We start from the raw sequence: 24,449 nt of genomic DNA on the forward strand, positions 1-24,449 counted from the left end.
GGGTTACCGGGGCGGGCACGCGGAAACCTGAACCTGCGCGGTGTTTGGAGGGCGCCGCTCCGGGCACGCGGCAAGTCCGTCCGTACGACCCCAAACCGTCACCCGGAGTCGAACGTGAACCGACCGCGCGTTGTCGTCGTAGGAGCCGGATTCGCCGGCTTCGAAACCGCCCGCACCCTCTCCAGGATCGTCCGGGACAGGGCCGAGATCGTCCTGCTCAACCCGACCGACTACTTCCTCTACCTGCCGTTGCTGCCCCAGGTCGCCGCCGGAATCCTCGAGCCGCGCCGGGTCACCGTCTCGCTCCCCGGCACCCTGCCCGAGGTGCGCCTGGTCCTGGGCGAGGCCTCGGGCGTCGACCTGGACGCCCGGCAGGTGCGGTACACCGGGCCCGAGGGAGACACCGGCACGCTGGAGTACGACCGGCTCGTCCTGGCCGTCGGCAGCGTCAACAAACTGCTGCCCGTCCCCGGGATCGCCGAGTACGCCCACGGCTTCCGCGGCCTCCCCGAAGCGCTCTACCTCCGCGACCACGTCACCCGCCAGATCGAGCTGGCCGCAGCCGCCGACGACCCCGACGAGTGCGCCTCGCGCCGCACCTTCGTGGTGGTCGGCGCGGGGTACACCGGCACCGAAGTCGCCGCCCAGGGAAAGCTGTTCACCGACGCCCTGGTGCGCAAGCAGCCCCACTGGAAGGAGGAGCGGCAGCCGCGCTGGCTGCTCCTCGACATCGCCGACCGCGTCCTGCCCGAACTGGACCGGCGCCTTTCGGCCACCGCCGACCGGGTGCTGCGCCGTCGCGACGTGGACGTGCGGACCGGAACCTCCGTCAAGGAGGCCACGCCCGGCGGAGTCCTCCTGGACGACGGCGAGTTCATCGACACCCGGACGCTGGTGTGGTGCGTGGGCGTACGGCCCGATCCGCTCGTCTCGGACGTCGGACTGCCCGTCGAGCGCGGCCGCCTGCTCGTCGACCCGCAGTTGAACGTCCCCGGCCACCCCGAGGTCTTCGCCTGCGGGGACGCGGCCGCCGTACCCGATCTGACCAGGCCCGGCGAGTTCACGCCGATGACCGCACAGCACGCGGGCCGCCAGGGCAAGGTGGCCGGCCGCAATGTCGCCGCCTCCCTGGGATTCGGCGAGCGCCATACGTACAAACACAACGACCTGGGCTTCGTGGTGGACCTCGGCGGGGTGCAGGCCGCGGCCAACCCGCTCGGCGTGCCGCTCTCGGGACCGCTCGCCGGCGCGGTGACGCGCGGCTACCACCTCGCCGCCATGCCGGGGAACCGGGTGCGGGTCGCGGCCGACTGGATGCTGGACGCCGTACTGCCGCGCCAGGCCGTCCAGTTGGGCCTCGTGCGCTCCTGGTCGGTGCCGCTGGACAGCGCGGCCCCCGAGCTCGCCCGCGTTCCCGAAGACCAGACCACCGGAAAGGACTCGACATGAGCATCGCCGACCCCGCGGACATCATCGAACTCACCGAACTGGCCCAGCAGTTGCGCGTCGACGCCGTCCGGGCGGCGGACGCGGCCGGATCCGGCCACCCCACCTCGTCGATGTCCGCCGCGGACCTCGCCGCCGTACTGCTCTCGCGCCACCTCCACTACGACTTCGAGCACCCGGCCCACCCCGGCAACGACCACTTCGTCCTCTCCAAGGGGCACGCGTCGCCGCTTCTGTACGCCATGTACCGGGCGGCCGGCGCCGTCGACGACGAGGAACTCCTCACCTTCCGCCGCAAGGGCAGCCGCCTCGAGGGGCATCCGACACCGCGCATCCCCTGGGTGGACGTGGCGACGGGATCGCTCGGGCAGGGCCTGCCCGTCGGCGTCGGCATGGCCCTGTCGGGCAAGCGCCTCGACCGCGTCCCCTTCCGGGTCTGGGTGCTGTGCGGCGACAGCGAGATGGCCGAGGGCTCCGTCTGGGAGGCCGCCGAGCACGCGGCGTACGAGCACCTCGACAACCTCACCCTGATCGTCGACGTCAACCGGCTCGGCCAGCGCGGTCCCACCCGCCACCAGCACGACCTGGAGGCGTACGGGCGCAGGCTGCGCGCCTTCGGCTGGCACACCGTCGAGATCGACGGCCATGACATCGAGGCGATCGACGCCGCCTGCGCCGAGGCCCGCTCCACGACCCGGCAGCCGACCGCGATCATCGCGCGCACCCTCAAGGGGCGCGGAGTGGCCGCCGTCGAGGACCGCGAGGGCATGCACGGCAAACCGCTGCCCGACGCGGCCGCGGCGATCGAGGAGCTGGGCGGCCTCCGGTTCGTACGGGTCGACGTGGCGAAGCCGGCCGCGGCGCCCGTGCGGCCCCCGGGCCCGGCGGGGCAACTCGTCCTGCCGCGCTACGAGTTGGGGGACGAGATCGCCACCCGCGACGCCTTCGGCCAGGCCCTGGCCGCGCTCGGGGACGTGGACGGGGGCGTCGTCGCGCTCGACGGCGAGGTGGGCGACTCCACGCGCCTGGAGTACTTCGCGAAGGAGTACCCCGAGCGCTATGTCGAGTGCTACATCGCCGAACAGCAGCTGATCGCGGCGGCGGTAGGCATGCAGGTACTCGGCCACACCCCGTTCGCCTGCACCTTCGCGGCCTTCCTCACCCGGGCCCACGACTTCGTCCGTATGGCGGCCATCAGCGGCGCCGACCTCAACGTCGTGGGATCGCACGCGGGCGTCGCCATCGGCCAGGACGGCCCGTCCCAGATGGGCCTGGAGGACCTCGCGATGTTCCGCTCGGTCCACGGCTCCACGGTCCTCCACCCCTGCGACGCACCGCAGACGGCACGGCTGGTCGCCGAGATGGCCGGGGCGCAGGGCATCCGCTATCTCCGGACGAACCGCGGCGAAACCCCGGTCATCTACGGCCCGGACGAGGAGTTCCGCATCGGCGGCAGCAAGGTGCTGCGGTCGGGGAACGACGACGCCCTCACCCTGATCGGCGCCGGGCACACCGTCCATACCTGCCTGCACGCCGCCGAACTCCTCGCGGCCGAGGGCATCGCCGTACGGGTGATCGACCTCTACTCCGTGAAGCCGGTGGACGCCGTGGCTCTGTGGCGGGCGGCCGAGGAGACCGGCGCCCTGGTCACCGTCGAGGACCACCATCCCGAGGGCGGCCTCGGCGACGCGGTGGCCGAGGCCTTCGGGGACGGCCGTCCCTCGCCGCGGCTGATGCGCATGGCCGTGACGAACATGCCGGGATCGGCCGCGCCGGACGAACAGTTCGCCGCAGCCGGAATCGACGCCGAGTCCGTCGCGGCGGTGGCGCGGGAAATGTGCGGGTGAATGTGCGCGTGAATGCGCGGGCACGAAAAGAACGGCGGCCCGGAGGCCGCCGTCCTTTTCCCCTCATTCACTACCACCTGTACCAGCGCGACCGCGCCCCTGAATGCGAAGTGCTCCGCATCAGGAACCCCAGCAGCCAGATGACCAGCACGGCTATCGCAACCCACCAGAGAATTTTCACGGCGAATCCGGCACCGAAAAGCAGCAGTGCAAGAAGCAGAACAAGCAGTACGGGAACCATAGTCTGTACCTCCTTGGTCAAACGGGTGCCCTCAATTCGTCCTCATACACTGTGAGTTGATGTGAGCGAAAACTCTTCCGACCGGAAAACCCGGATCACCGTACTGGTCGCACTCGCCGCGAATCTCGTCATCGCGGCCGCGAAAGCGGTCGGCGGGATCGTCGCAGGATCCCCCGCGCTGCTCTCCGAGGCGGCCCACTCGGTCGCCGACAGCGTCAACGAGATCTTCCTGCTGGCCGCCCTGCGCCGCAGCCGCAAGCCGGCGGACGGCAAACACCCCTTCGGCTACGGCAAGGAGCGCTTCTTCTGGGCGCTGCTCGCCGCCGTCGGCATCTTCGTCATGGGGGGATGCTTCTCGGTCCTGCAGGGCGTCGAGGCGCTGCGCGGCGGCAACCACCAGGAGTCCACCAGCGGTTACGTCGCAGGCCTGATCGTCCTCTTTGTCGCCCTGCTCGCCGAAGGCGGCTCACTGGCCCGCGCCCTCGTCCAGGTGCGCGGCCAGGAGGGCGGGCTGGGCAAGGACCCGGCGCTGCGCACCGTCGTCGCCGAGGACGGCACCGCGGTCCTCGGGGTGCTGCTCGCCATGGCCGGCATGGTCCTGCACATGGTGACGAAGCAGATCGTCTGGGAGGCGTCGGCCTCCATCGCCATCGGGGTGCTGCTCGTGTACGTCGCCTACCGGCTCGGCAAGGACGCCCGCGACCAGCTCATCGGGGAGGCGGCCGACCCCGAACTGAGCGGCCGCATCGGGGAGTTGCTCAAGGCGCAGCCGGAGATCGACGAGGTGGCGGCGCTGCTCACCATGCGGCTCGGGATGGATTCGACGCTGGTGGCCGCCCGCATCGACCTGGTGCCGGGCCTCGACAGCGAGCACATCGAGCTGGTTTCCATGCGGATCAGGGAGTCCATCAGGAACACCTGGCCCGAGGCGGACCAGGTGTTCCTCGATGTCACAGATGCACCGACCGCGGCTGAAGCGGAAGCGGCCGGTACACCGTGAGCGCCTCGATGTCCTTGTCGAGCACCAACTCGCGCGGTGCGTCGGCCACTTCACCGTCGTACGCCAGTGAGGTGCCCGGTGCGAGACCCGCGATCCGCATCCTGCGCATCCGCCCGGCCGCGTGGACGGGGGAGCGGGAGAGCGGCCCGGCCAGTGCGGCGGCGACCAGGCGCAGCCCCGGCAGCCGGCCGCCGCGCACCACCCGTACGTCGAGCAGTCCGTCGGCCAGGTCGAATCGGCGCCCGGGGGTCGGGCCCATGCGCTGGTACATGCAGTTGCCCGCGAAGAGCATCCACAGCGCGACACGCTTGCCGCGCATCTCGGCCTCCAGCGGCCTCTCGTCGACGAGCGTCTTCCACGCGGCCAGCACACCGGCGGGCCAGCCGCCGATCCGCGGCGACCAGTGCTCGCGGACCCGCACCATCTCGGGGTAGACGCCCAGGCTGAAGGTGTTGAGGAAGTAGCCGTGCGCACGGCCGTCGGGGCCGGGCGAGAAGCGGCCCAGGTCCACCTTGACGGCGTCGCCCGACGCCAGCGCACGGCAGGTGTCGTGGACTTCCTCGATCCCGATGTCGTACGCGAAGTGGTTGAGCGTGCCGCCGGGGAAGACCGCGAGCGGCTTGCCCTCCCGGGCGGCGACGACCGCGGCCCGGTTGACGGTGCCGTCGCCGCCGCAGATCCCCAGGGCCCGGCCGCGCCGGGCGGCCTTCTCCAGGGCCGCGTCCATGTCCTCCGGCGCGCACTCCACGATCTCGGCGGCGGGCAGCGCGTCCCGTACGAGAGCCGACTTCGCGGCCGCCGAACCCGATGCCGTGTTGACCACGACCACCAGGTCCTTGCCGCCGGGAAGTTCGGGGGCGTCGGCGTGCGGGCGGCCCGGCGCGGGAATCTGGTCACGGGTCGGCACGAGTCCTCGTACGGCGAAGGCGGCACCCACGCCCAGCGCCGCGCCGATCAGCACGTCGCTCGGATAGTGCACCCCGGTGTACACACGCGAGGCGGCCACCGAGAACGCGACCGGCGCCACCACGGCGCCCCAGCCCTTCGACTCCAGCGCGACACCGGTCGCGAAGGCGGCGGCCGAAGCGGCATGCCCGGAAGGGAAGGAGGTGGTGACGGGCTGGCGCTTGAGCTGCCGTATCACCGGGACGGAGTCGAGTATCGGCCGCGATCTGCCGACCGCGCCCTTGGCGACCGTGTTGACGACCGCGGAAGCCACAGCCAGCGAGGCGACGCCGCGCACCGCGGCGCGGCGGGCGCGCGTGGAGCCGCCGAACGCGGCGATGCCGGCAGCGGCCCCGATCCACAGCAACCCGTGGTTGGCGCCTCTGCTGAGCCGGGGCAGCACACGCTCGGCGCCCGGCCAGTGCCGGTTCGCCGCGTAGGTGAAGAGCGAACGGTCCTGGGTAGTAAGCCAGACTGCGGGGGACACCTGGGGAAACATGGTGTCCAGCCTCTCCTGCGGCGGGCGATGTATGCCGGTGGCGGGGCCGACGGAGGCCCCGGCGCCGCGTCACACCCGGTCGGGAGCGGCCCTGCTGATCTCGCCCAGCACGGAACCCGGCTCCAGGTCCCGGGCAAGATCGCCGAGGCTGACGACGCCCAGCGGCCGCCCGTCCCCCACCACGGGGAGCCGCCGCACCGCATGCTTGCGCATGAGCGAGATCGCGGTCTCCACCGTGTCGTCAGGACCGACGCACACCGGCGAAAGCGTGCACACGGCCTGGGCGCTCACGGTCAGCGGGTCGGCCCCGTCGGCGACCGCGCGCAGTGTGATGTCCCGGTCGGTGAGGACTCCGATCAGCCGGTCGTCCTGGGCGACCAGCACACCGCCGATGTCCTGTGCGCGCATCAGCTGCGCCGCTTCGACGAGCGAGGCATCGGGCCGTACGGCTGCGACACCCGCCGTCATGACTTCCCGCACCAACGTTGCCATCGCTTCCGCCTCGCCTCCGTACCGCACCGCTGTGGTGAGCGCAGGTTCGGGTACCTGGCTGCACTCGGGCAAAACCCGCCGGTTGGGGGCCGGTTGCGTTTGGTCCGTACGAAGCCGGGCACGCGCTCCTCGTGCTTCGGACCGGAGGCACGTCCGTGGGAGCGGTGTTCCGACGCTCTGGGCGTGCTCTGGCCGACGCCGGATTCCCCTCCCTCGGTAACCCATCCGTCCGTACCGTTCAGGGAGCTGGAATCCGATGCGTCACCCCGTCACCGCGAGGAAACACTCACACCACGACGCACCCGACACCGCAGCCCGTTTCCGCAGGCTGGCCGGGCTGTCCGAGGGCCCCGAGCGCGATGCGCTCCGGCAGGAACTGGTCAACGCCTGGCTGCCGATGGCCGACCGGCTCGCCGGCAGGTTCCGCAACCGCGGCGAGGCGCTGGAAGACCTGCGCCAGGTCGCCGCGCTCGGTCTCGTGAAGGCGGTCGACCGCTACGACCCCGCGCACGGCACCGCGTTCGAGAGTTTTGCCGTCCCCACCGTGACCGGCGAGATCAAGCGCCACTTCCGCGACCACATGTGGACCCTCCATGTGCCGCGCCGCGTACAGGACTTGCGCAACCGCGTCCGGGTGGCGCGCCAGGAACTCGCCCAGGCACCGATGAGCGGTCCGCCGACCGTCGCCGAGATCGCCGAGCGGGCGGGCATGACCGAGGAGGAGGCCAAGGCAGGACTCGAGGCGCTCGACAGCTTCAGCGCGCTCTCCCTGGACGCCGAACTCCCGGGCGGGGAGGACGGATACACGCTGCAGGACTCGCTCGGCGGCCCCGACGCCGCCCTCGACATCGTGATCGACCGCGAGGCCGTGGCTCCGGCGCTGCGCCGCCTCCCCGAGCGGGAGAAGAAGATCCTCTACATGCGGTTCTTCCGCGACATGACACAGAGCAGCATCGCCGAGGACCTCGGCATCTCGCAGATGCACGTCTCCCGGCTGATCACCCGGTGCTGCACCCGCCTGAGGGATCAGGCGATGCGGGATCAGCAGCCTCGTCCGGGGCGGCTGCGGGACGCCGCATAGCCAGGGCCGCATGACGGGACATCACGTCCATGGCCTGCCCCTCCGCCATGGAGAAGGCCCGCCTCGCACCCGTACGGAACAGAGTGAGCACCCCCAGTACGGAGCCGCCGGGCAGCGTCAGCGGCACGCACAACAGAGAGGTGACCTCGGCCCGTACGAGCACGGCCGCCCCCGACGCGTCGCGGCCGAAGGCCTCGGTGTCCTCGGGGCGCACCTGGAGGCTGGCGGAGCCGCCGCGGCCGGCCTCGCGGACCAGCGGGCAGTCGTCGGGGTCCTGGGCGAGCAACGACTCGCGCAGGGCCCCGGCGGCGTCCCCCGGCGGACCGCAGACCACCGTGCGCCGCAGCGGGCCCGTGCCGTCGGCGACCACCCAGTCCGCGAACCGCCCGTGCAAGAGGTGCGACACCGCCTCCAGTACGTCCCTGCGGTCGCCCGGTGTCGCGCCCAGCAGCGCCGTGGTCATGGCGTCGCGCAGATCCATCAGTTCCGTGTGCCGGGTCGTCTCGGCGAGGTCGGGCAGCGAAGCCCGGCGCCCTCCGGGGCGACCCGCCTTGGGGCCCGCGTGCGCGGTCCGCGAGAGCCCGGGCTGGAACACCACGAGGACCGCGGGCTGCGGCTCGTCCGGCGGCCGGAGCGCACTCAGGGTCGCCAGCAGCGGTTCGTCCGGCCGCTGTTGGAGTCGTACGGTCAGACTCCTGTCGCCCTCGCCGCGCGCCACGGCGGCCGCCTGGGAGCGGAAGGCCGCCCGGTCGCCCGGGGTCAGCAGCGCGGCCAGCGGCCGGCCCGTCGCATATCCGGCGCGCACATCGGTGAGCCCCGTCGCCGCGAAGTTCATCCGCCGTACGACCGTCTCGCGGTCGACCAGCGCCACCGGCAGCGGCACCCGCTGGAACAGCGCCTTGAGCAGCCGTGTCTCCTGCCGGTCCGAACTCGCCCCGCCTCCCGGCACGGTGGCGGCGAGCTGCTCGTAGCGCGGCCACAAGTTCTCGGCCACGTGCTGGAGTTCGAAGAGTGCCGCATCCAGCACCGTCTGCTGTTCCTGCGCGGGCAGAGCCCGCGCGGATCTCAGCTCTCCCACCCGTCTGACGAAGTCCGCCAGATCGCCACCGAACTCTTCCGTCTGCGTCATGGGGAGAAAGTTAGCTGGTAAGGCCGTTTTGCGGGGCGGGCAGGGGGAAGCCGGAGAGCAGGGAAGGAGGGCTGCCTCCCATGCTGCCCGACACCGAGTACCAAGGATCCGAAACCGCTTCCACCGCACGCAAGTTGACCGAGCTCGCCGAACAGTCCGTACGATGTGCCACGGCCTGCTGCGGAGCCGTCGTGACCGTGACCGACGGCCGGACGGAGCCCCGGGCGACCGCCACCCACCCGGACCTCGCGACCCTCGCCGCCGTCCAGCTCGCGTCCGGCGACGGGCCGATCCCCGCCGCGCTGGACACCGGAGAACCGGTGGACGCGGAGGACCTGCTGAACGAGGACCGCTGGCCCGATTACCGGGCCGTGGCACTGGAATCGGGCGTACGGTCCACCGTGACCCTCCCCTTCAGCCGGGCCGGCATCGACGTCACGCTCAGCCTCTACGGCTTCCGCCCCGGCTCCCTCGACGAAGCCCTGCGCGGCCCGGCCACCGTCCTCGGCGAACAGGCCACCGCGGGACTGGTGCGCGAGCGCCGCTACCGTGCGGTCCTCGCCGAGGTCGACCAGCTGGAGAACGCCCTGCGCTCGCGCCCCGTCATCGACCGGGCCAGCGGCATCGTGATGCACGTACGGGGCTGCGACGCGGCCGAGGCGTTCCAGATCCTGCGCCAGGTCTCGCAGCGCACCAACCGCAAGCTCGCGGACGTCGCCGAGGCGGTCGCGGACTCCAAGGGCCAGGGCCTTGAGCAGGAGCTGATCCGGCTCGCCTGATGCCGCGAATGTGCATATAAAGGGCTCTGGGGTACGCGGCACAGGCGAGCACCGGAGGCACAGGCATGCAGCGGACGGCGAGATCGGCCCAGGAGAGCCGCGGCCCCGTCCGTTACGGACCCCCCGCCCCCGAGCCGGGCCTGCCCGTACTGCCCGAGCTCGCCGCCGTCCTCTCCGCGGCGGCCGCCCGCACCGACCCCGAGCCGCCCGGCGGCTCCACCGCGATCCGCGAAGCCGCCACCGGCTACTGGGACCGGCGCGGACTGCGCTGCGACCCGGATTACGTGGTCTCCGCGCCCGGCGCCGGCTCACTCCTGTTCGCCCTGCTCGCCGCCGACGGCGGGGACATCCTGCTGCCCCGCCCGTGCCCCGCCTGGTGGACGCCGCAGGCCCGGCTCCTGGGCCGCCCCGCCTACCACGTCCCGACTCCGGCCGAGTGCGGCGGCGTTCCCGACCCGTACGCCCTCCTGGAGACCGTGCGCCGCGTACGAGCAGAGGGCGGCGACCCGCGGCTGCTGCTGCTCTCCGTCGTCGACGACCCCACCGCCACCGTCGCCCCGCCCGAGCTCGTCCACGAGGCCTGCGAGGCGGCCGTCGCCGAGGGGCTGCACATCATCAGCGACGAGACCTGGCGCGACACCCTGCACCGGCCGCACGACACCGTGCTGCTCAGCCCCGCCGAGATGTGCCCCGACCACGTCACCGTCCTCACGGACCTCTCCGGCGCACACACCCCCACCGCCTGGCCGGTGGCCCTGGCCCGCTTCCCCGACACGGCCGACGGGGCCGCCCGCAGGGCCCGTACCCTCGACGTCCTCACCGCGATCGGAGCCCGCGTCGCAGGACCGGTCGGCGCAGCCGCCCGTTACGCCCTGGCCGAGCCGGAGCCCGTCCGCGAGCGCGCCCGGAAGGCCGCCGCCCTGCACGGCGCGGTGGCCGGGGCCGCCCACCGCGCGGTCCTCGCCTCCGGAGCCCTCGCCCGCCCGCCCCAGGCGGGCCGCCACTTCTACGCCGACCTCTCCCCGCTCGCCGGCGGTCTCGCGGCGCGCGGCGTCACCGACGCCATGGAGCTGGAGGAACACCTCTCCGCCCGGATCGGCGCCCCCGTCCCCGGCGGCCACCGGTTCGGCGACGATCTGGCCGCACTGCGCGTCCGGTTCGGATCAGGACCGCTCCTCGGGTCAACCCAGGAGCAGCGCCTGGAGTCCCTCACCGCAGGGGAACCGCTGGAATTGCCCCATGTGATCGAAGCGTTGAGCATTTTCGGATCGGCCCTCGACGAACTGCGATGACCTCCGCACCGGCACCGAATGGAGCCCCCTCGATGACGGAACAGACCGAGCGGACCCTCGCCGAGCCCCAGCCGGCGACGCGCCCGCTCACCGGGACGCGTCCCCTCGGCGAGATCCGACGCTGGCCCAGGTCCTTCACCCACCGCCTCACCGCCCCCCTTCCGGGCGTACGCGCCTTCGCACGCCTCGCCCGCGAGGGCGCCATGCGGCCCCGCCCCGAGGGACTGCGCGACATCCAGAACCTGCCGTACGCCCCCGAGCCGCTGCCCGCCGTGGACACCACCGCGATCTCCGTGACCTGGGCGGGCCACGCCAGCTGGGTGGTGCGCATCGGCGGGCTCACCGTCCTGACCGACCCCGTCTGGTCCCGGAAGATCCTCGGCACCCCGGCCAGGGTCACCCCCGTCGGCGTCCGCTGGGAGGACCTGCCGCCGATCGACGCGGTGGTCATCAGCCACAACCACTACGACCACCTCGACGCCCCCACTCTCAAACGCCTCCCGCGCGACACCCCGCTCTTCGTCCCCGCGGGCCTCGGCCGCTGGTGCAGGCGCCGCGGCTTCACGCTGGTCACCGAGCTGGACTGGTGGGAGGCGGCCGAGATCCAGGCCCCCGACGGCCACACCGTCCGCTTCGACTTCGTCCCCGCCCACCACTGGTCCAAGCGCACCCTCACCGACACCTGCCGCTCGCTGTGGGGCGGCTGGGTCCTCACCGACCAGCAGGGCCGGCGCGTCCACTTCGCGGGCGACACCGGGTACGGCCGCTGGTTCAAGGAGATCGGCAGCCGCTACCCCGGCATCGACCTGGCGCTGCTCCCGATCGGTGCGTACGACCCGCGCTGGTGGCTCGGCCCCGTGCACATGGACCCGGAGGAGGCGGTCGAGGCCTGTCAGGACCTGGGTGCGCGCCGGATGGCGCCCATGCACTGGGGCGCCTTCCTGCTCTCCGCCGAACCGGTCCTGGAGCCGCTGACCCGGGTCCGCAGGGCGTGGGAGAAGGCGGAGCGCCCGCGCGAGGACCTCTGGGACCTCCCCGTGGGCGCCTCCCGGCTGGTCTAGCGCTGCTCCACAGGGTCCGCCGGATCCGCCGGGTCCGCCGTCCCGCGGACCTTCCGCCACAGCGCGGGCGCGCCGCTCACCACGAGCGTCAGCGCGACCGCCACCACGACGCCCTTCCACGGCTCGTCGAAGAGCGAGCCGCCGAGGATCCCGATCAGCTGGTACGCGGCGGCCCACGCAAGACAGGCCGGAATGTCGCCGCGCGCGAAGGTGCGCAGCGGCATCCTGCCCAGCAGACACGCCAGCATCACCGGGATCCGGCCCGCAGGAACCAGCCGGGAGAGCACCAGGACCGACTTGCTGTGCTCGTCCAGCTTGGTCTGCGCCTTCTCGAGACGCTCCTGCGGCACCCGGCTGCGCAGCGCCTCCAGCCACCGCGAACCGTTCTTGGAATGGACCCCGCGCCGGCCCAGCCAGTACAGGCCCATGTCCCCGAGGAACGCCGCGAACGCCGAGACCACGAAGACGCCGAGGAGGGCGAAGGGGTCGGTCTGGTGGAAGGCCACCACCGCCGCCGTACTCACCAGCGCCCCCGTGGGCACCACCGGCACCAGCGATCCCAGGGCCACCAGGAAGAAGAGCGTGGGGTAGCCGACGGCCTGTTGCGCGTCCTCCGACGGCACCGTCCGTGCGATCTCCGCGAGGATCATGCGGCGAACACCTCCGGCCTGACCCGCTCGCCGTGGTCCGGCCGGTGCACCGCCACCGCGGGGGCGAGCCGCTTGGCCTGGCGTACGAACTCCTCGCCCGGCGCGTGGAACTCGTGCGGCCGCACCCCGTCCATCCCGATCGGCCAGTACGTGCCGTAGTGCACCGGCACCGCCGATCGCGGCGCCAGCCGCTGCAGCGCCTCGGCGGCCCGCTGCGCGTCCAGATGGCTGTGCCCGAGGAACGGGCCCCAGCCGCCGACCGGCAGCAGCGCCACGTCCACCGGGCCGACCTCGTCCGCCATCGTGTCGAAGAGCCCGGTGTCCCCGGCGAAGTACGTCCGGGCCTCGCCCTCGATCACATAACCCAGCGCGGGGGAGCGGTGCGGACCGACCGGCAGCCTGCGCCCGTCGTGCTGCGCGGGCACCGCCCGCACCCGCAGCTCCTCGACCCGCACCTCGTCGCCCGGCGACACCTCGGTGATGTCGAGCCCCAGACGTCGCAGACCCGGCACCGCCCGCACCGCGCCGTACGGCACGAGCAGCCGGGTGCCGGGCGCGAGCCGGGCCAGCGACGGCACATGGAGATGGTCGGAGTGCAGATGCGAGACCAGGACCGCCTCGGCGACGGCGGCCTCGGGGGGCGGCACCGCACCCCGGCGCCGGCGCAGATGGGCCAGTCTGCGGACGAAGAGCGGATCGGTCAGCACCCTGACCCCGGAGTCCTCGACGGTGCAGCTGGCATGGCCCCACCAGGTCACCTCGACCGCCACGTGCCGCCTCCTCGCTGTTGACTGTCGTCCCGACCCTATGCGCCGCGGAGCGCCGACAACTTGTCCTGGTTGTCATGCCTGACCCGGGATTTGCTGGGTAGCGGTCCGGCAAAGGGTTGGGAGGCGGGGCCGATGGCCATGCACTCGGCGCAGTGTCCGCGCTGCGGAGGAGTTCTGGCGGTCACGCAGGACGGCTGGAAGATCTGCCATTCGTGCGGGTACTCGGCTCCTCCGTAGAACGCGGGGAGAGTAGGGTCTGGCGCACAGCGCGAGCTCCGGGGGGCGAACCATGGGTGACGTACGAGTGGCCGTGATCGCCAGTCTGACCCCTCTGGAGGAGCTCGACCTCGATCCCTTCCTGGTGGACACCCGCAGCCAGCAGGCCATGTGCGCGCGCTGGGCCGCCGCCAACGGCTATGTCGTCACCCGGCAGCTGCTCTTCTACGGACTGCGCCCCGACCACTGCGCCCTGTGGGCCGATGTCGAAGCGGGTGACGTCGATCTGTTCGTCGCTCCCAACGACCGGGTGCTGCAACGGGCGCTGACCTCTCCGAGCGCCTTCGCCGAGGAGTGCGAGCGACGCGGCGTACGGCTGGAGACGGCCGGACTCGACGAGCCCGAGTACAACGCCCGGATGAAGGCCAGCATCCACCGCCGCCTCTCCATGCCGACAGCGGGTTACGACGGCTGCTGATGTTCCTATGACACGCTGAGCAGCGTGGATCAGAGGCGATGGCGTACGGCGGGCAGAGCATTTCTCCGGGTGATCGTGGTGTGGGCGGTCTCCACCCTGACCATGCTCGCCCTCGCCGGAATCCTCCCCGACTTCCAGCTGGAGGCCGCCGACGGCGACAGCCTCACGCGGGTCGCGATGACCGCCGCCTGGGGCGCCGGCGCCTTCGGACTCCTCACCGCGCTCGTGTGGCCCCTGGTCGTACGGGCCCTGCTCCTCGTCCCCGCGCTCGTCCTCGGACTGCTCGTCTTCTTCCTCAACGGTTCGCTGCTGGTGCTCGCACTCAGCCTCATCCCCGACGGGCGCGGCGAGGCCGCCCCGGAGACCGCCGTCCTGGTCGCCGCCGTGATGTCCGCCGTGGCCTCGGCCACCGGCGCGGCCCTCGCCGTACGCGACGACACCGCCTACCGGCGCCGGCTCTCGCGCCTCGCCGACCGGCGGCGCAGAAGGAGCGGCGAGGACGGCGGCCGCAGTGGCCCGCCCGGCACCGTCTTCCTCCAGCTCGACGGCGTCGGCCACGCGGTGCTGCGGCGGGCCGCGGCCGAGGGCGTCATGCCCACCGTCGCGTCCATGATCGGCACCACCCACCGCCTCGACGCCTGGCGCACCGACTGGTCCAGCCAGACCGGCGCCAGCCAGCTCGGCATTCTGCACGGCTCCAACCACGACGTCCCCGCCTTCCGCTGGTACGAGAAGGACACCGGCGAGCTCATGGTCTCCAACCGGCCCGCCAGCGCGGTCGAGCTCCAGCGCCGTGCCATCGAGCGCACCGGCGACGGCGGGCTGCTGACCGTGGACGGCGCCAGCCGCGGCAACCTCTTCAGCGGAGGCGCCGACCAGCTCGCCCTGGTCCTCTCCAAGGCGGGCCGCCGCGACCGGTACAACCGCTCACGGGCGGGCTACTTCGCGTACTTCTCCGACCCGGCGAACGCCGTCCGCACCGCCATGTCCTTCGTCGCCGAGGTCGGCCGCGAGATCGGCCAGTCGACCCGCTCGCGGTTGCGCCGCGAGCGCCCCCGCATCGGACGCGGCGGCCTCTACCCCTTCATCCGGGCCTTCGCGACCGTCGTCGAACGGGACGTCGTCGTCGCCGCGGTGATAGGGGACATGCTCGCCGGACGCACCGCCGTCTACGCCGACCTGGTGGCCTACGACGAGGTCGCCCACCACAGCGGCCCCTCCGGCGGCGACGCCGAGAAGGTCCTCCGGCGCCTCGACCGCTCCCTCGCCCTGCTCGCCACGGTCGCCGAACACGCCCCGCGCCGCTACCGCATCGTGCTGCTCTCCGACCACGGACAGAGCCCCGGCGAGACCTTCGACGGCGCGTACGGGCTCACGCTGAAGGACCTCGTCAGGGCGGGCTGCGGACTGCCGGTGCCGCGCCGCGCCCAGCGCACCAGGAGCGGGGCCGAGGCGCGGGACGCGGTGCGCGTCGCCCTGCACCGGCCGGTCCTGGAGGGCGAGGAGTCCCGGCCGGGCCCCGAGTCCGACCCGATCGTCCTCGCCTCCGGCAACCTCGGCCTCATCTCCTTCCCCGACGTCCCGGACCGGATGACCCGCGAGCAGCTCGACCGCCGCCACCCGGCCCTGCTCCCCACCCTCGCCAACCACCCGGGCATCGGCTTCCTCCTCGTACGCAGCGAACAGCACGGCTCCGTCGTCCTGGCCGCGGACGGAGTGGAGGTCCCGGTGGCCGAACTGGCCGACCACACAGGGCCGTTGGCCCCCTTCGGCGAGGGTGCGGCCGACGCGGTGCGCCGTACGGACTCCTTCCCCCACGTCGCCGACGTCATGGTCAACTCGCACTACGACCCGCACACCGGCGAGGTGCACGCCTTCGAGGAGCAGATCGGCTCCCACGGCGGTCTCGGCGGCGAACAGTCGCACCCCTTCCTGCTCTCCCCGCTCGATCTGTCCGCGCCGGGCGAACTGGTCGGCGCAGAGCAGATCCACCGCATCCTGCGCCGCTGGCTGCGCGAGTGCGAGGGCCCGCAGGTGCCGCTGGCTCCGCCTCTCGACCCACCACATCAGGTGACGGAACGCGCCGTACCCGGTAAAACCGCCTGAAGTGGTGCAGCGTTTGCCGCATGACTGCACCAGAGGCGCCCGAGGCTCAGAGCCGGCACGCCAGGACCTTCGGCCTGCCGGTGGCCAGTGCCCTCGTCCTCGGCAACATCATCGGCGGCGGCATCTTCCTGCTGCCCGCCTCGGTCGCTCCGTACGGCACGATCGCGCTCATCGCCTTCGTGGTCCTGACGCTGGGTGCGATCGCGCTCGCCCTGGTCTTCGGGCGCCTCGCGGAGAAGCACCCCGAGACCGGCGGCCCCTACGTCTACGCCCGTGAGGCCTTCGGGGACTTCGCCGGTTTCCTGGCGGCCTGGTCGTACTGGATCACGACCTGGGTGTCCAACGCGGCTCTCGCCGTGGCAGCCGTCGGCTATCTGGACGTCCTGATCCCGGTCAACGACCACAAGTGGACCGCCTGTCTGGCCGCCCTGGTGATCCAGTGGCTGCCTGCGCTCGCCAACTTCGCGGGCACGCGCTATGTCGGCGGGGTCCAACTCGTCTCCACCGTCCTGAAGTTCGCCCCGCTCCTGCTGGTCGCGGTCGGCGGCCTCTTCTTCTTCGACACCGCGAACCTCGGCCCCTTCCAGGCCGGCGACGACTCCGCGCTCGGTGCGATCTCCGCCTCCGCGGCGATCCTGCTCTTCAGCTATCTGGGCGTCGAGTCGGCGGCCGTCAGCGCGGGCGAGGTCCGCGACCCGCGCCGCAACGTCGGACGGGCGACGATCCTGGGCACGGTCGGCGCGGCCGTGATCTACCTGCTCGGCACGCTCTCCGTCTTCGGCACCGTCCCCCACTCCACCCTGGTGAACTCCACGGCGCCCTTCTCCGACTCCGTCAACGCCATGTTCGACGGCTCCTGGGGCGGCACGGCGGTGGCGTACGCCGCACTGATCTCGATGGTCGGCGCCCTCAACGGCTGGACCCTGCTGAGCGCCCAGACCCCGTACGCGGCCGCCAAGGACGGGCTCTTCCCGAAGGTCTTCGCACACAAACGGCGCGGCGTCCCCACGGTCGGCGTCCTCGTGACGGTCGTCCTCGCCTCGTCGCTGACCGTCTACAACTACGCGGCGGGCTCCTCGGGGGTCTTCGAGGTCCTCGTCCTGGTCACCACCTTCATGGCCACCGTCCCCTACCTCCTCGCGACGGCGGCCCAGATCTTCTTCCTCGCCTCCGGCCAGAGCGACCGCGTCCACCGCTCCCGGCTGACGCGCGACGCGGTCCTCGCCGTACTCGCCTTCGTCTTCTCGATGTGGCTGGTCGCGGGCTCCGGTTACGAAGCCGTCTACCAGGGCGTGCTGTTCCTCTTCGCGGGCGTGCTCGTGTACGCGTGGATGGCGGCGCGAAAGCTGCGCGCCTGCTGTGCCTTCCCGGGGGACGACCCCCGGACCCCCAGCCGGACAAGCGGGCCGTCGCGCTGAGCAGGACCGCCTTCGCAAGGCTGGTCCCAGTGAATATTCGGCTGCGTCGCGGGGCTGGTGCGATCACACTGGGCGCACCGGACATCCGTCACGTATCGACAGGAGCACCACGTCTTGCAGGCCGCCGTCACCGTCACGCCCGCCCAGATACCCGAGCTGCTGCTCGGGCTCGCGACCGTGCGGCCGGTGTTCCTCTGGGGCGCACCCGGCATCGGGAAATCGTCCCTGGTACGGAAGTTCGCCGACTCGCTCGGCCTGGAGTGCGTCAGCCTGCTCGGTACGCAGCTCGCCCCCGAGGACCTCATCGGCGTGCCCCAGATCCGCGACGGACGCTCCGTCTTCTGCCCGCCCGAGGCCATCGCGCGAGACGAGCCGTACTGCCTCTTCCTCGACGAGCTCAACGCCGCGACGCCCGACGTCCAGAAGGCCTTCTACTCGCTGATCCTCGACCGGCGCATCGGCTCCTACGAGCTCCCCGAAGGCTCGATCGTCATCGGCGCGGGCAACCGCGCCACCGACAACGCCCTCGCCCGCCCCATCGCCTCCGCCCTCGTCAACCGCCTCACCCACGTCCATCTCCGCGCCTCCGCCGGGGACTGGCTGGTCTGGGCGGGCGAGAACGGCATCCACCCCTGGATCGTGGAGTACCTCGACGACCGGCCCGACCACCTCTGGTCGCAGCCGCCCAAGACCGAGGAGCCCTTCTCCACGCCCCGCTCCTGGCACATGCTCTCCGACGCGCTGCACTCCTTCGGGCCGACCCTCGACGAGGACACCCTCAAGGTGATCGCGCACGGCACGCTGACGCCCGCGCACGCCGTCTCCTTCTGCGGCTACATCAAGATCGTCCGCCATGCGTACGGCATCGAGGCGATCCTCAAGGGCGACGCCAGCTGGCCCAAGCGCATCGAGGACCGCGACCTGCTCTACTACCTCGCCGAGGCCTTCCGCGGACGCCTCGTCAAGGAGCTCCCGGCGCGCAAGGAGCACGTCTCTCCGTCCGTACGGCAGACCGCCTACCGCGCCAAGTCCCTGCTGGTGCAGCTCGCCGAGATCTCCGTCGAGGTCGCCCAGACCGTCATTGCCGACGGGGCGGACGGACAGCCCGTGCTGCCCGCCTGGTTCCTCGTCGAGGCCGCGCGCGACATGCCGCGGCTCGTCGAGGCCCGGCGGTGAGCAGCCGTACGCGCAAGGCCGCCGCGCAGGACAAGCCCGATCCGGCCACCGAGGCCTTCGCCGCAGGGCTCGCGCAGGTCAAGCGCAACCCGGCGCTCGGCGCGCTGAACGCGGACATCTGCCGCAGCAAGACCTGCAAGGCGGCGCCGCAGCACGGCCTCACGGCCGTCGACTCCGACGGCACGATCCACGCCCACCCCACCCGCCGGGCCGAACCCGCCGACTGGGCTTGGGCGTTGGCGCACAGCCTGCTCCACCTCGGCTTCGGGCACGTCCCGGCCGTGGCGGGCGACCGCGTCCAGCCCGACCGGTTCGACCGGGCCGCGCGCTGCGTCGTGGTCAACCGCTTCCTGCTGACCTTCCCGGTCGGGCAGGTGCCCGACGAGCTGCCGGCGGGCTACCCCGGCGGCGACGAGGAGCAGCTCGCTGCGCGCTGGCGGCGCGACGGGATTCCCGCTGAGTACGACAACTGCGGTACGGCGGGCGGCAGTCCCGACCAGTACCTCGTGCCCTGGCGGTCCTGGCAGGGCAGCCGGCCCACCGACTGGCAGCTCGCCTTCGCGCACGCCCTCACCTCCACCATGTCCGCCGCGATGGACGTCGCGGGCGGCCGCCGCTCCACGCTCACCGGTGAGCGCGTACGGCTGCGGCCCTGGGACCGGGCGCTGAGCTGGTTCGTCTCCTCGTACCCGCTGCTCGGCGGGATCGCGGCCGGGATGACGCTGGTCGCCGACGCCGAACTCGCCCGCGCGCAGGGCATTTCCGTCGCCGCCGTCAACGCCGCCGCCGGGGAGATCTACCTCAACCCGCTCTGCCCGTACACCGACGAGGAGTGGCGCTTCGTCCTCGGCCACGAGATGCTGCACGCCGCCCTGCGGCACGGCGAGCGCTGCGGCGGCCGCGACCCGTACCTCTTCAATGTGGCCGCGGACTATGTCGTCAACAGCTGGCTGCGGGAGATGGGCGTCGGCGAGATGCCCGAAGGGCTGCTGTACGACGCCGAGTTGAAGGACCTGTCCGCAGAGGAGGTCTACGACCGGATCGTCACCGACCTGCGCCGCCACCGCCGGCTCGCCACCCTGCGCGGCAAGGGGGTGGGCGACATCCTCGGCGAACCCCTCGCCCACGGGACGGGCCGCTCCGTCGACCTGGACGAGTTCTACCGCCGCGGCCTGGTCCAGGGCTTCGACCTGCACACCACCGGCGACCGCGGACTGCTGCCCGCCGGGCTCATCGAGGAGATCAGGGCGCTCGCCCACCCGCCGGTGCCGTGGGACGCCCGACTGGCGCGCTGGTTCGACGAGTTCGTGCCGCGACCGGAGCCCGTACGCAGCTTCGCGCGCCCCTCGCGCCGGCAGGCGGCCACCCCCGACATCCCCAGGGCGGGCCACTACTTCCCGCCGGAGGAGATCGCCCGCTGCACCTTCGGCGTGGTCCTGGACACCTCGGGCTCGATGAGCCGCGTCCTGCTCGGCAAGGCGCTGGGGGCGATCGCCTCGTACGCGGAGGCCCGGGACGTCCCCGCCGCCCGCGTCGTCTTCTGCGACGCGGAGGCGCACGACGCGGGGTTCCTGCCGCCCACCGAGATCGCCGGGCGGGTACGGGTGCGGGGCCGGGGCGGCACCGTACTGCAGCCGGGGATCGACCTGCTGCAGCGCGCCGACGACTTTCCGCCCGGGGCACCGGTGCTCGTGATCACCGACGGCTGGTGCGACGTGCTGCGGATCCGCCGTGAACACGCGTATCTGGTGCCGGAGGGTGCCTCGCTGCCGTTCACCGCGCGGGGGCCGGTCTTCCGGATGCGGTAGCGCGTGGCGAAGAAGTTGCGTGCCGGTGTCGATCCGGCAGTGTTTCGTTCGACGCCCTGGTGAGCGGCGCCCTGCCGCACAGCGCTACAGAATCCGGTGAGGGAACACATGGAGCAACTGCTGAGAGTCATGAACTTCGGCGTCTCGAGTGACGGAGTCGCTGCCGGCGAGCACCAGACTCTTGAGAGGCCGTTCGGCGACCTCAGTCCCGAGAAGCTGATGGCCTGGGCCGGAGCCACCGCGAGCTGGCCCATGCGCACGGACGGCGGAGGGACCCGGGGGCTCGACGACTACTTCACGCGGGACTTCGCGCGCAACATCGGCGCCGAGATCATGGGCCGCAACAAGTTCGGACCCCAGCGCGGGCCCTGGCAGGACCACGAGTGGCGCGGCTGGTGGGGCGAGGAGCCGCCGTTCCGTACGCCGGTGTTCGTCATGACCCACCATGAGCGTCCGTCGTTCACGCTCGCCGACACCACGTTCCACTTCGTCGCCGGCGACCCGGCCACGGTCCTTCAACGGGCGCGGGAAGCGGCGCAGGGCCAGGACGTCCGGCTCGGCGGCGGCGTCACCACGATCCGGCAGTTCCTCGACGCCGACCTCGTGGACACCCTGCACGTGGCGGTCTCACCGGTGACGATGGGGCCCGGACTACGGCTCTGGGAGTCCCCCGACGAACTGCTCGACCGGTTCCAGCTCGAGGTCGTGCCCAGCCCGAGCGGGGTGAAGCACCACCTGTTCTGGCGAAAGTGACGCGAGGTCCTAGTGTTCGTGCGGTGCGTCCCGGTGGACGGGGCCGTGCGGGTCGCCGCAGTGGGCCAGGGCCGGTTCTGCCGTGTGGTCGACCTGGAGGGTGGTGTGGTCGATCCCGTAGTCGTGGCTGAGGACCTTCTCCAGGTCGCGGCGCACCGCGTGGCAGTCGCCGTCCGGGTCGACCAGGACGTGTGCCGAGAGCGCGGGCTGGCCCGAGGTGATCGCCCAGACATGGAGGTCGTGGACCTCGGTGACCGAGGGGTTGCTGACGATCCGGTCGCCGATGGCGTCGGGGTCCAGGTCGGCGGGGGCCGCCTCCAGGAAGATGCGGCCGGAGTCGCGGACCAGGCCGTAGCCCGCCCTGACCATCAGCACGACGACGGCGAGAGTGGCGATGGCGTCCGCGCGGACGAAGCCGGTGAGCACCACGACGAGCCCGGCGACGGCGGTGCCGATGAAGGCGAACAGGTCGTTGAGGATGTGCTGGTAGGCCCCCTCGACATTGAGCGAGGTGCGGTTGGCCTTCGACAGACACCAGGCGGCCGCCACATTGACGACGATCCCGGCGAGCGCGGTGACCAGCACGAGTCCGCCCGCCACCTGCGGCGGGTCGATGATCCGGCGGACCGCCTCGTAGCCGAGCCAGGCCGCGAGGAGCAGCAGGGTCAGACCGTTGGCCTGCGCGGAGAGGATCTCGGCGCGCTTGAGACCGTACGTGAATCCGCCGCGCGCCGGCCGGGCGGCCAGCCGCATCGCGATCAGCGCCAGCACGATCGAGGCGGCGTCGGTGAGCATGTGCGCCGCGTCGGAGATCAGCGCGAGGGAGCTCGCCAGGATGCCGACGACCACCTCGACGGCCATGAACCCGGTGATGAGCGCGAGCGCGATCGCCAGCCAGCGGCGGTCCGCGTCGGCGGCCACTCCATGGGAGTGGCCGCCGTGGTCGTGGCCGTGCTCTTCGGTCATCGCTCTGCCCCCGTCGGTCGTCTGCTCCGGCACACCCCGGCAACCGAAGTGAAGCGCACCGGACGACGATCGGCAAAGGCTGCACTGGTGACCGTTGTCAACACCAGTAACAGGGCTTTGACCTGCGGTTCTTTCGAGAGGTCAGCTGGTGATGATCGCCGGGTCGCTGACGCCGGGCTGTCCGTTCTCCACGTGGCCGGCGAGGCGGCGCAGGAAGCCGGTGTCCTTGTCGGAGACGACGGTCAGGTCGTACCAGCGCTTGGTGGTGCCCAGGTTCACCGTACGGACGACCTTGGCGCCCGGGGCCACCGCGACGGTCTGCGACGCACCCCCGTAGGCGTTGGTGATCTTGAGGTTGACGGTGGCGGTGCCCGCGTTCGTCAGGGTCAGGTCGATGTTGCCGGTCGCGGCGACATGGCGGGCGGTGACCTCGGGGCCCGCGGTGGATCCGGGGCCCTTGAAGGTGCGCAGGAAGCCGTTGGGGCCGTGCGCGGTGAGGTCGTAGCTGCCCTTGGAGTAGGCAGCGTTCCAGGTGTCCGAGATCGTCTTGCCGGCCTCGGCGGTGTACGTCCACGGGCCGTCCGTGCGGTTGGCCGAGGTGACGTAGAAGTGCGCGCCTGCCGTGGTTCCGCCGCTGAAGGTGAGCGTGTAGCGGCCGGTCGACGGGGTCGCCGCGCCGTCCACCAGGGGTGCGTAGCGCAGGGGGCGCGAGGGGCGGGAGCCGGGCTCCTGCTTGGGCAGGGCCGGGTTGGCCGGCGGCTTCGGTACGTAGCTGGGGTGGCGCACCTTGTCCGGCGGCTCGTAGCCGTCGGTGTCGGGCAGGGTCGCGGGTGTGGTGTTCTGCCGGCTGAAGTCGAAGGCCGAGGTCAGGTCGCCGCAGATCGCGCGGCGCCAGGGCGAGATGTTGGGCTCGCCGACGCCGAAGCGCTTCTCCATGAAGCGGATGATCGAGGTGTGGTCGAAGGTCTCCGAGCAGACGTAACCGCCGGTGGACCAGGGGGAGACGACGAGCATCGGCACGCGCTGGCCGAGGCCGTAGGGTCCTGCGGCGTAGCTCAGGTTGCCCGGGAAGTAGTCGAGCGTCGTGTCGACGGTGGAGAGGCCCTGGGCGGCGGAGGCGGGCGCGTACGGCGGGACGGCGTGGTCGAAGTAGCCGTCGTTCTCGTCGTAGGTGATGAACAGCGCCGTCTTGCTCCACACGTCCGGGTTGGAGGTGAGCGCGTCGAGGACCTGGGAGACGTACCAGGCACCGTAGTTGGCGGGCCAGTTGGGGTGCTCGGAGAAGGCCTCGGGGGCGGCGATCCAGGAGATCTGCGGGAGCTTCCCGGCCTTCACATCGGCCTTGAGGAGGTCGAAGTAGCCGTCGCCCGCCTTGGCGTTGGTGCCGGTGCGGGCCTTGTCGTAGAGCGGGTCGCCGGGCTTGGCGTTGCGGTACTTGTTGAAGTAGAGCAGCGAGTTGTCGCCGTAGTTCCCGCGGTACGCGTCGTCGATCCAGCCCCAGGACCCGGCCGCGTCCAGACCGTCGCCGATGTCCTGGTAGATCTTCCAGGAGATCCCGGCCTGCTGCAGGCGCTCGGGGTACGTCGTCCAGTCGTAGCCCGCCTCCTGGTTGCCGAGGACGGGGCCGCCGTTCTTGCCGTCGTTGCCGACCCACCCGGTCCACATGTAGTAGCGGTTGGGGTCGGTGGCGCCGATGAACGAGCAGTGGTAGTCGTCGCAGACGGTGAATTTGTCGGCGAGCGCGTAGTGGAAGGGAATGTCCTCACGCGTCAGATGGGCCATCGTGCCCGTGCCCTTGGCGGGTATCCAGTTGTTGTACGCGCCCTTGTTGAAGGCGCTGTGACCGCCGGCCCAGTCGTGGTCGAGCCCCGCGATGAACTGCATGCCGAGGTCGTCGGCGTCGGGGTGGTACGGCAGGACGTCCTTGGTCCCGTTCGGCTGGTTCCAGACCGGCTTGCCGCTGGGCAGCGTGACGGGCCGCGGGTCTCCGAAGCCGCGTACCCCCTTCATCGCACCGAAGTAGTGGTCGAAGGAACGGTTCTCCTGCATCAGCACGACGATGTGCTCGACGTCCTTGATGGAGCCGGTCGTCCGCGTGGCGGGGATGGCGGCGGCACGGTCGATGGAACCGGAGAGTGCGGTGAAGCCCGCGGTCGCGCCCGCGATCTGGAGGAAGCGGCGCCGATTCAGCTCTGACATGTGTGGGGGCCTCTTGGGGTGTGTGGGGAACAGGGCCTAGCGGAGTGTTCCAAGAGCACCGAGTGGAAAGGAAGAGGGCGTGTCAGCTGTATTACGG

Annotated in this window: 21 protein-coding genes; 13 read left to right on the forward strand and 8 right to left on the reverse strand. The window is 71.8% G+C overall.

The features are described 5' to 3' along the window. The first annotated feature begins 114 nt into the window (after nt 1-114). Together OG707_RS34245 and OG707_RS34250 are read left to right on the forward strand one after the other, a co-directional pair. Nucleotides 115-1,449, forward strand: coding sequence for an NAD(P)/FAD-dependent oxidoreductase (locus tag OG707_RS34245; RefSeq protein ID WP_329125336.1), 1,335 nt, complete (start codon nt 115-117; stop codon nt 1,447-1,449). Next, nucleotides 1,446-3,293: a transketolase gene (locus tag OG707_RS34250; RefSeq protein WP_329125338.1), complete on the forward strand. Its 1,848-nt coding sequence runs from the start codon at nt 1,446-1,448 to the stop codon at nt 3,291-3,293. Before OG707_RS34245 ends, OG707_RS34250 begins: the two co-directional genes overlap by 4 nt. Nucleotides 3,294-3,363: 70 nt before the next feature. Here OG707_RS34250 and OG707_RS34255 read toward each other — a convergent pair whose 3' ends face one another. After that, nucleotides 3,364-3,534, reverse strand: coding sequence for a hydrophobic protein (locus OG707_RS34255; protein ID WP_329125341.1), 171 nt, complete (start codon nt 3,532-3,534; stop codon nt 3,364-3,366). Nucleotides 3,535-3,595: 61 nt separating this feature from the next. Here OG707_RS34255 and OG707_RS34260 point away from each other — a divergent pair, with 61 nt between their 5' ends. Continuing rightward, complete coding sequence (locus tag OG707_RS34260) at nt 3,596-4,534, forward strand: cation diffusion facilitator family transporter (protein WP_329125345.1); 939 nt, start codon at nt 3,596-3,598, stop codon at nt 4,532-4,534. On the opposite strand, the gene OG707_RS34265 is transcribed toward OG707_RS34260, so the two are convergent. Continuing rightward, complete coding sequence (locus tag OG707_RS34265) at nt 4,485-5,966, reverse strand: bifunctional phosphatase PAP2/diacylglycerol kinase family protein (protein ID WP_329125347.1); 1,482 nt, start codon at nt 5,964-5,966, stop codon at nt 4,485-4,487. The genes OG707_RS34260 and OG707_RS34265 overlap by 50 nt on opposite strands. 81 nt (nt 5,967-6,047) lie before the next feature. Then, nucleotides 6,048-6,470 carry a CBS domain-containing protein gene (locus OG707_RS34270; RefSeq protein ID WP_329125349.1) on the reverse strand — a complete coding sequence of 141 codons (423 nt, stop codon included), beginning with the start codon at nt 6,468-6,470 and terminating at the stop codon, nt 6,048-6,050. Nucleotides 6,471-6,726: 256 nt separating this feature from the next. Here OG707_RS34270 and OG707_RS34275 point away from each other — a divergent pair, with 256 nt between their 5' ends. Continuing rightward, nucleotides 6,727-7,551 (forward strand): SigB/SigF/SigG family RNA polymerase sigma factor, encoded by an 825-nt coding sequence (locus OG707_RS34275; protein WP_329125350.1) that lies wholly within the window; start codon nt 6,727-6,729, stop codon nt 7,549-7,551. On the opposite strand, the gene OG707_RS34280 is transcribed toward OG707_RS34275, so the two are convergent. Further along, complete coding sequence (locus OG707_RS34280; RefSeq protein ID WP_329125352.1) at nt 7,469-8,680, reverse strand: PAS domain-containing protein; 1,212 nt, start codon at nt 8,678-8,680, stop codon at nt 7,469-7,471. The two genes, OG707_RS34275 and OG707_RS34280, sit on opposite strands and share 83 nt — an antisense overlap. An 80-nt stretch (nt 8,681-8,760) precedes the next feature. Between OG707_RS34280 and OG707_RS34285 the strand changes: the two genes are divergently transcribed. The 3 genes from OG707_RS34285 (at nt 8,761) to OG707_RS34295 (ending at nt 11,812) form a co-directional block, all read left to right on the forward strand. Next, on the forward strand, nt 8,761-9,459 hold the full coding sequence (locus tag OG707_RS34285; RefSeq protein ID WP_329125353.1) for an ANTAR domain-containing response regulator: 699 nt from the start codon (nt 8,761-8,763) through the stop codon (nt 9,457-9,459). A 65-nt stretch (nt 9,460-9,524) separates the two neighbouring features. Beyond that, a complete protein-coding gene (locus tag OG707_RS34290) occupies nt 9,525-10,751 on the forward strand; it encodes an aminotransferase class I/II-fold pyridoxal phosphate-dependent enzyme (protein ID WP_329125355.1) in 1,227 nt (408 codons plus the stop codon). Between the two features lie 32 nt (nt 10,752-10,783). Next, nucleotides 10,784-11,812, forward strand: a complete 1,029-nt coding sequence (locus OG707_RS34295) for an MBL fold metallo-hydrolase (RefSeq protein WP_329125356.1) — start codon at nt 10,784-10,786, stop codon at nt 11,810-11,812. Here the strand turns inward: OG707_RS34295 and OG707_RS34300 are convergent. Further along, nucleotides 11,809-12,462 (reverse strand): DedA family protein, encoded by a 654-nt coding sequence (locus tag OG707_RS34300; RefSeq protein WP_329125358.1) that lies wholly within the window; start codon nt 12,460-12,462, stop codon nt 11,809-11,811. The genes OG707_RS34295 and OG707_RS34300 overlap by 4 nt on opposite strands. Beyond that, the gene (locus tag OG707_RS34305; protein ID WP_329125360.1) at nt 12,459-13,232 is read right to left on the reverse strand and encodes an MBL fold metallo-hydrolase; all 774 of its coding nucleotides are present in this window, start codon (nt 13,230-13,232) and stop codon (nt 12,459-12,461) included. Before OG707_RS34305 ends, OG707_RS34300 begins: the two co-directional genes overlap by 4 nt. A gap of 289 nt (nt 13,233-13,521) precedes the next feature. Here OG707_RS34305 and OG707_RS34310 point away from each other — a divergent pair, with 289 nt between their 5' ends. The 6 genes from OG707_RS34310 (at nt 13,522) to OG707_RS34335 (ending at nt 21,187) form a co-directional block, all read left to right on the forward strand. Beyond that, nucleotides 13,522-13,926 carry a hypothetical protein gene (locus OG707_RS34310; protein WP_329125363.1) on the forward strand — a complete coding sequence of 135 codons (405 nt, stop codon included), beginning with the start codon at nt 13,522-13,524 and terminating at the stop codon, nt 13,924-13,926. Between the two features lie 24 nt (nt 13,927-13,950). Then, nucleotides 13,951-16,032, forward strand: coding sequence for a phage holin family protein (locus tag OG707_RS34315; protein ID WP_329125365.1), 2,082 nt, complete (start codon nt 13,951-13,953; stop codon nt 16,030-16,032). 20 nt (nt 16,033-16,052) lie between these two features. After that, entirely contained in the window at nt 16,053-17,450 is a 1,398-nt protein-coding gene (locus OG707_RS34320; RefSeq protein WP_329125367.1) for an amino acid permease, read from the forward strand. 114 nt (nt 17,451-17,564) lie between these two features. Further along, nucleotides 17,565-18,626 (forward strand): ATP-binding protein, encoded by a 1,062-nt coding sequence (locus OG707_RS34325; RefSeq protein WP_329125369.1) that lies wholly within the window; start codon nt 17,565-17,567, stop codon nt 18,624-18,626. Next, complete coding sequence (locus tag OG707_RS34330) at nt 18,623-20,434, forward strand: vWA domain-containing protein (RefSeq protein ID WP_329125371.1); 1,812 nt, start codon at nt 18,623-18,625, stop codon at nt 20,432-20,434. The genes OG707_RS34325 and OG707_RS34330 overlap by 4 nt, the downstream gene beginning before the upstream one ends. Before the next feature lie 108 nt (nt 20,435-20,542). Further along, nucleotides 20,543-21,187, forward strand: a complete 645-nt coding sequence (locus tag OG707_RS34335; protein WP_329125373.1) for a dihydrofolate reductase family protein — start codon at nt 20,543-20,545, stop codon at nt 21,185-21,187. Between the two features lie 9 nt (nt 21,188-21,196). On the opposite strand, the gene OG707_RS34340 is transcribed toward OG707_RS34335, so the two are convergent. Beyond that, nucleotides 21,197-22,153, reverse strand: a complete 957-nt coding sequence (locus OG707_RS34340; protein WP_329125375.1) for a cation diffusion facilitator family transporter — start codon at nt 22,151-22,153, stop codon at nt 21,197-21,199. A gap of 141 nt (nt 22,154-22,294) precedes the next feature. Continuing rightward, the gene (locus OG707_RS34345) at nt 22,295-24,352 is read right to left on the reverse strand and encodes a phosphocholine-specific phospholipase C (RefSeq protein WP_329125377.1); all 2,058 of its coding nucleotides are present in this window, start codon (nt 24,350-24,352) and stop codon (nt 22,295-22,297) included. Between the last annotated feature and the right edge of the window lie 97 nt (nt 24,353-24,449).

Origin of the sequence: Streptomyces sp. NBC_01465 (assembly GCF_036227325.1) — a bacterium.
In the GTDB taxonomy this organism is placed as follows: Bacteria; Actinomycetota; Actinomycetes; order Streptomycetales; family Streptomycetaceae; genus Streptomyces.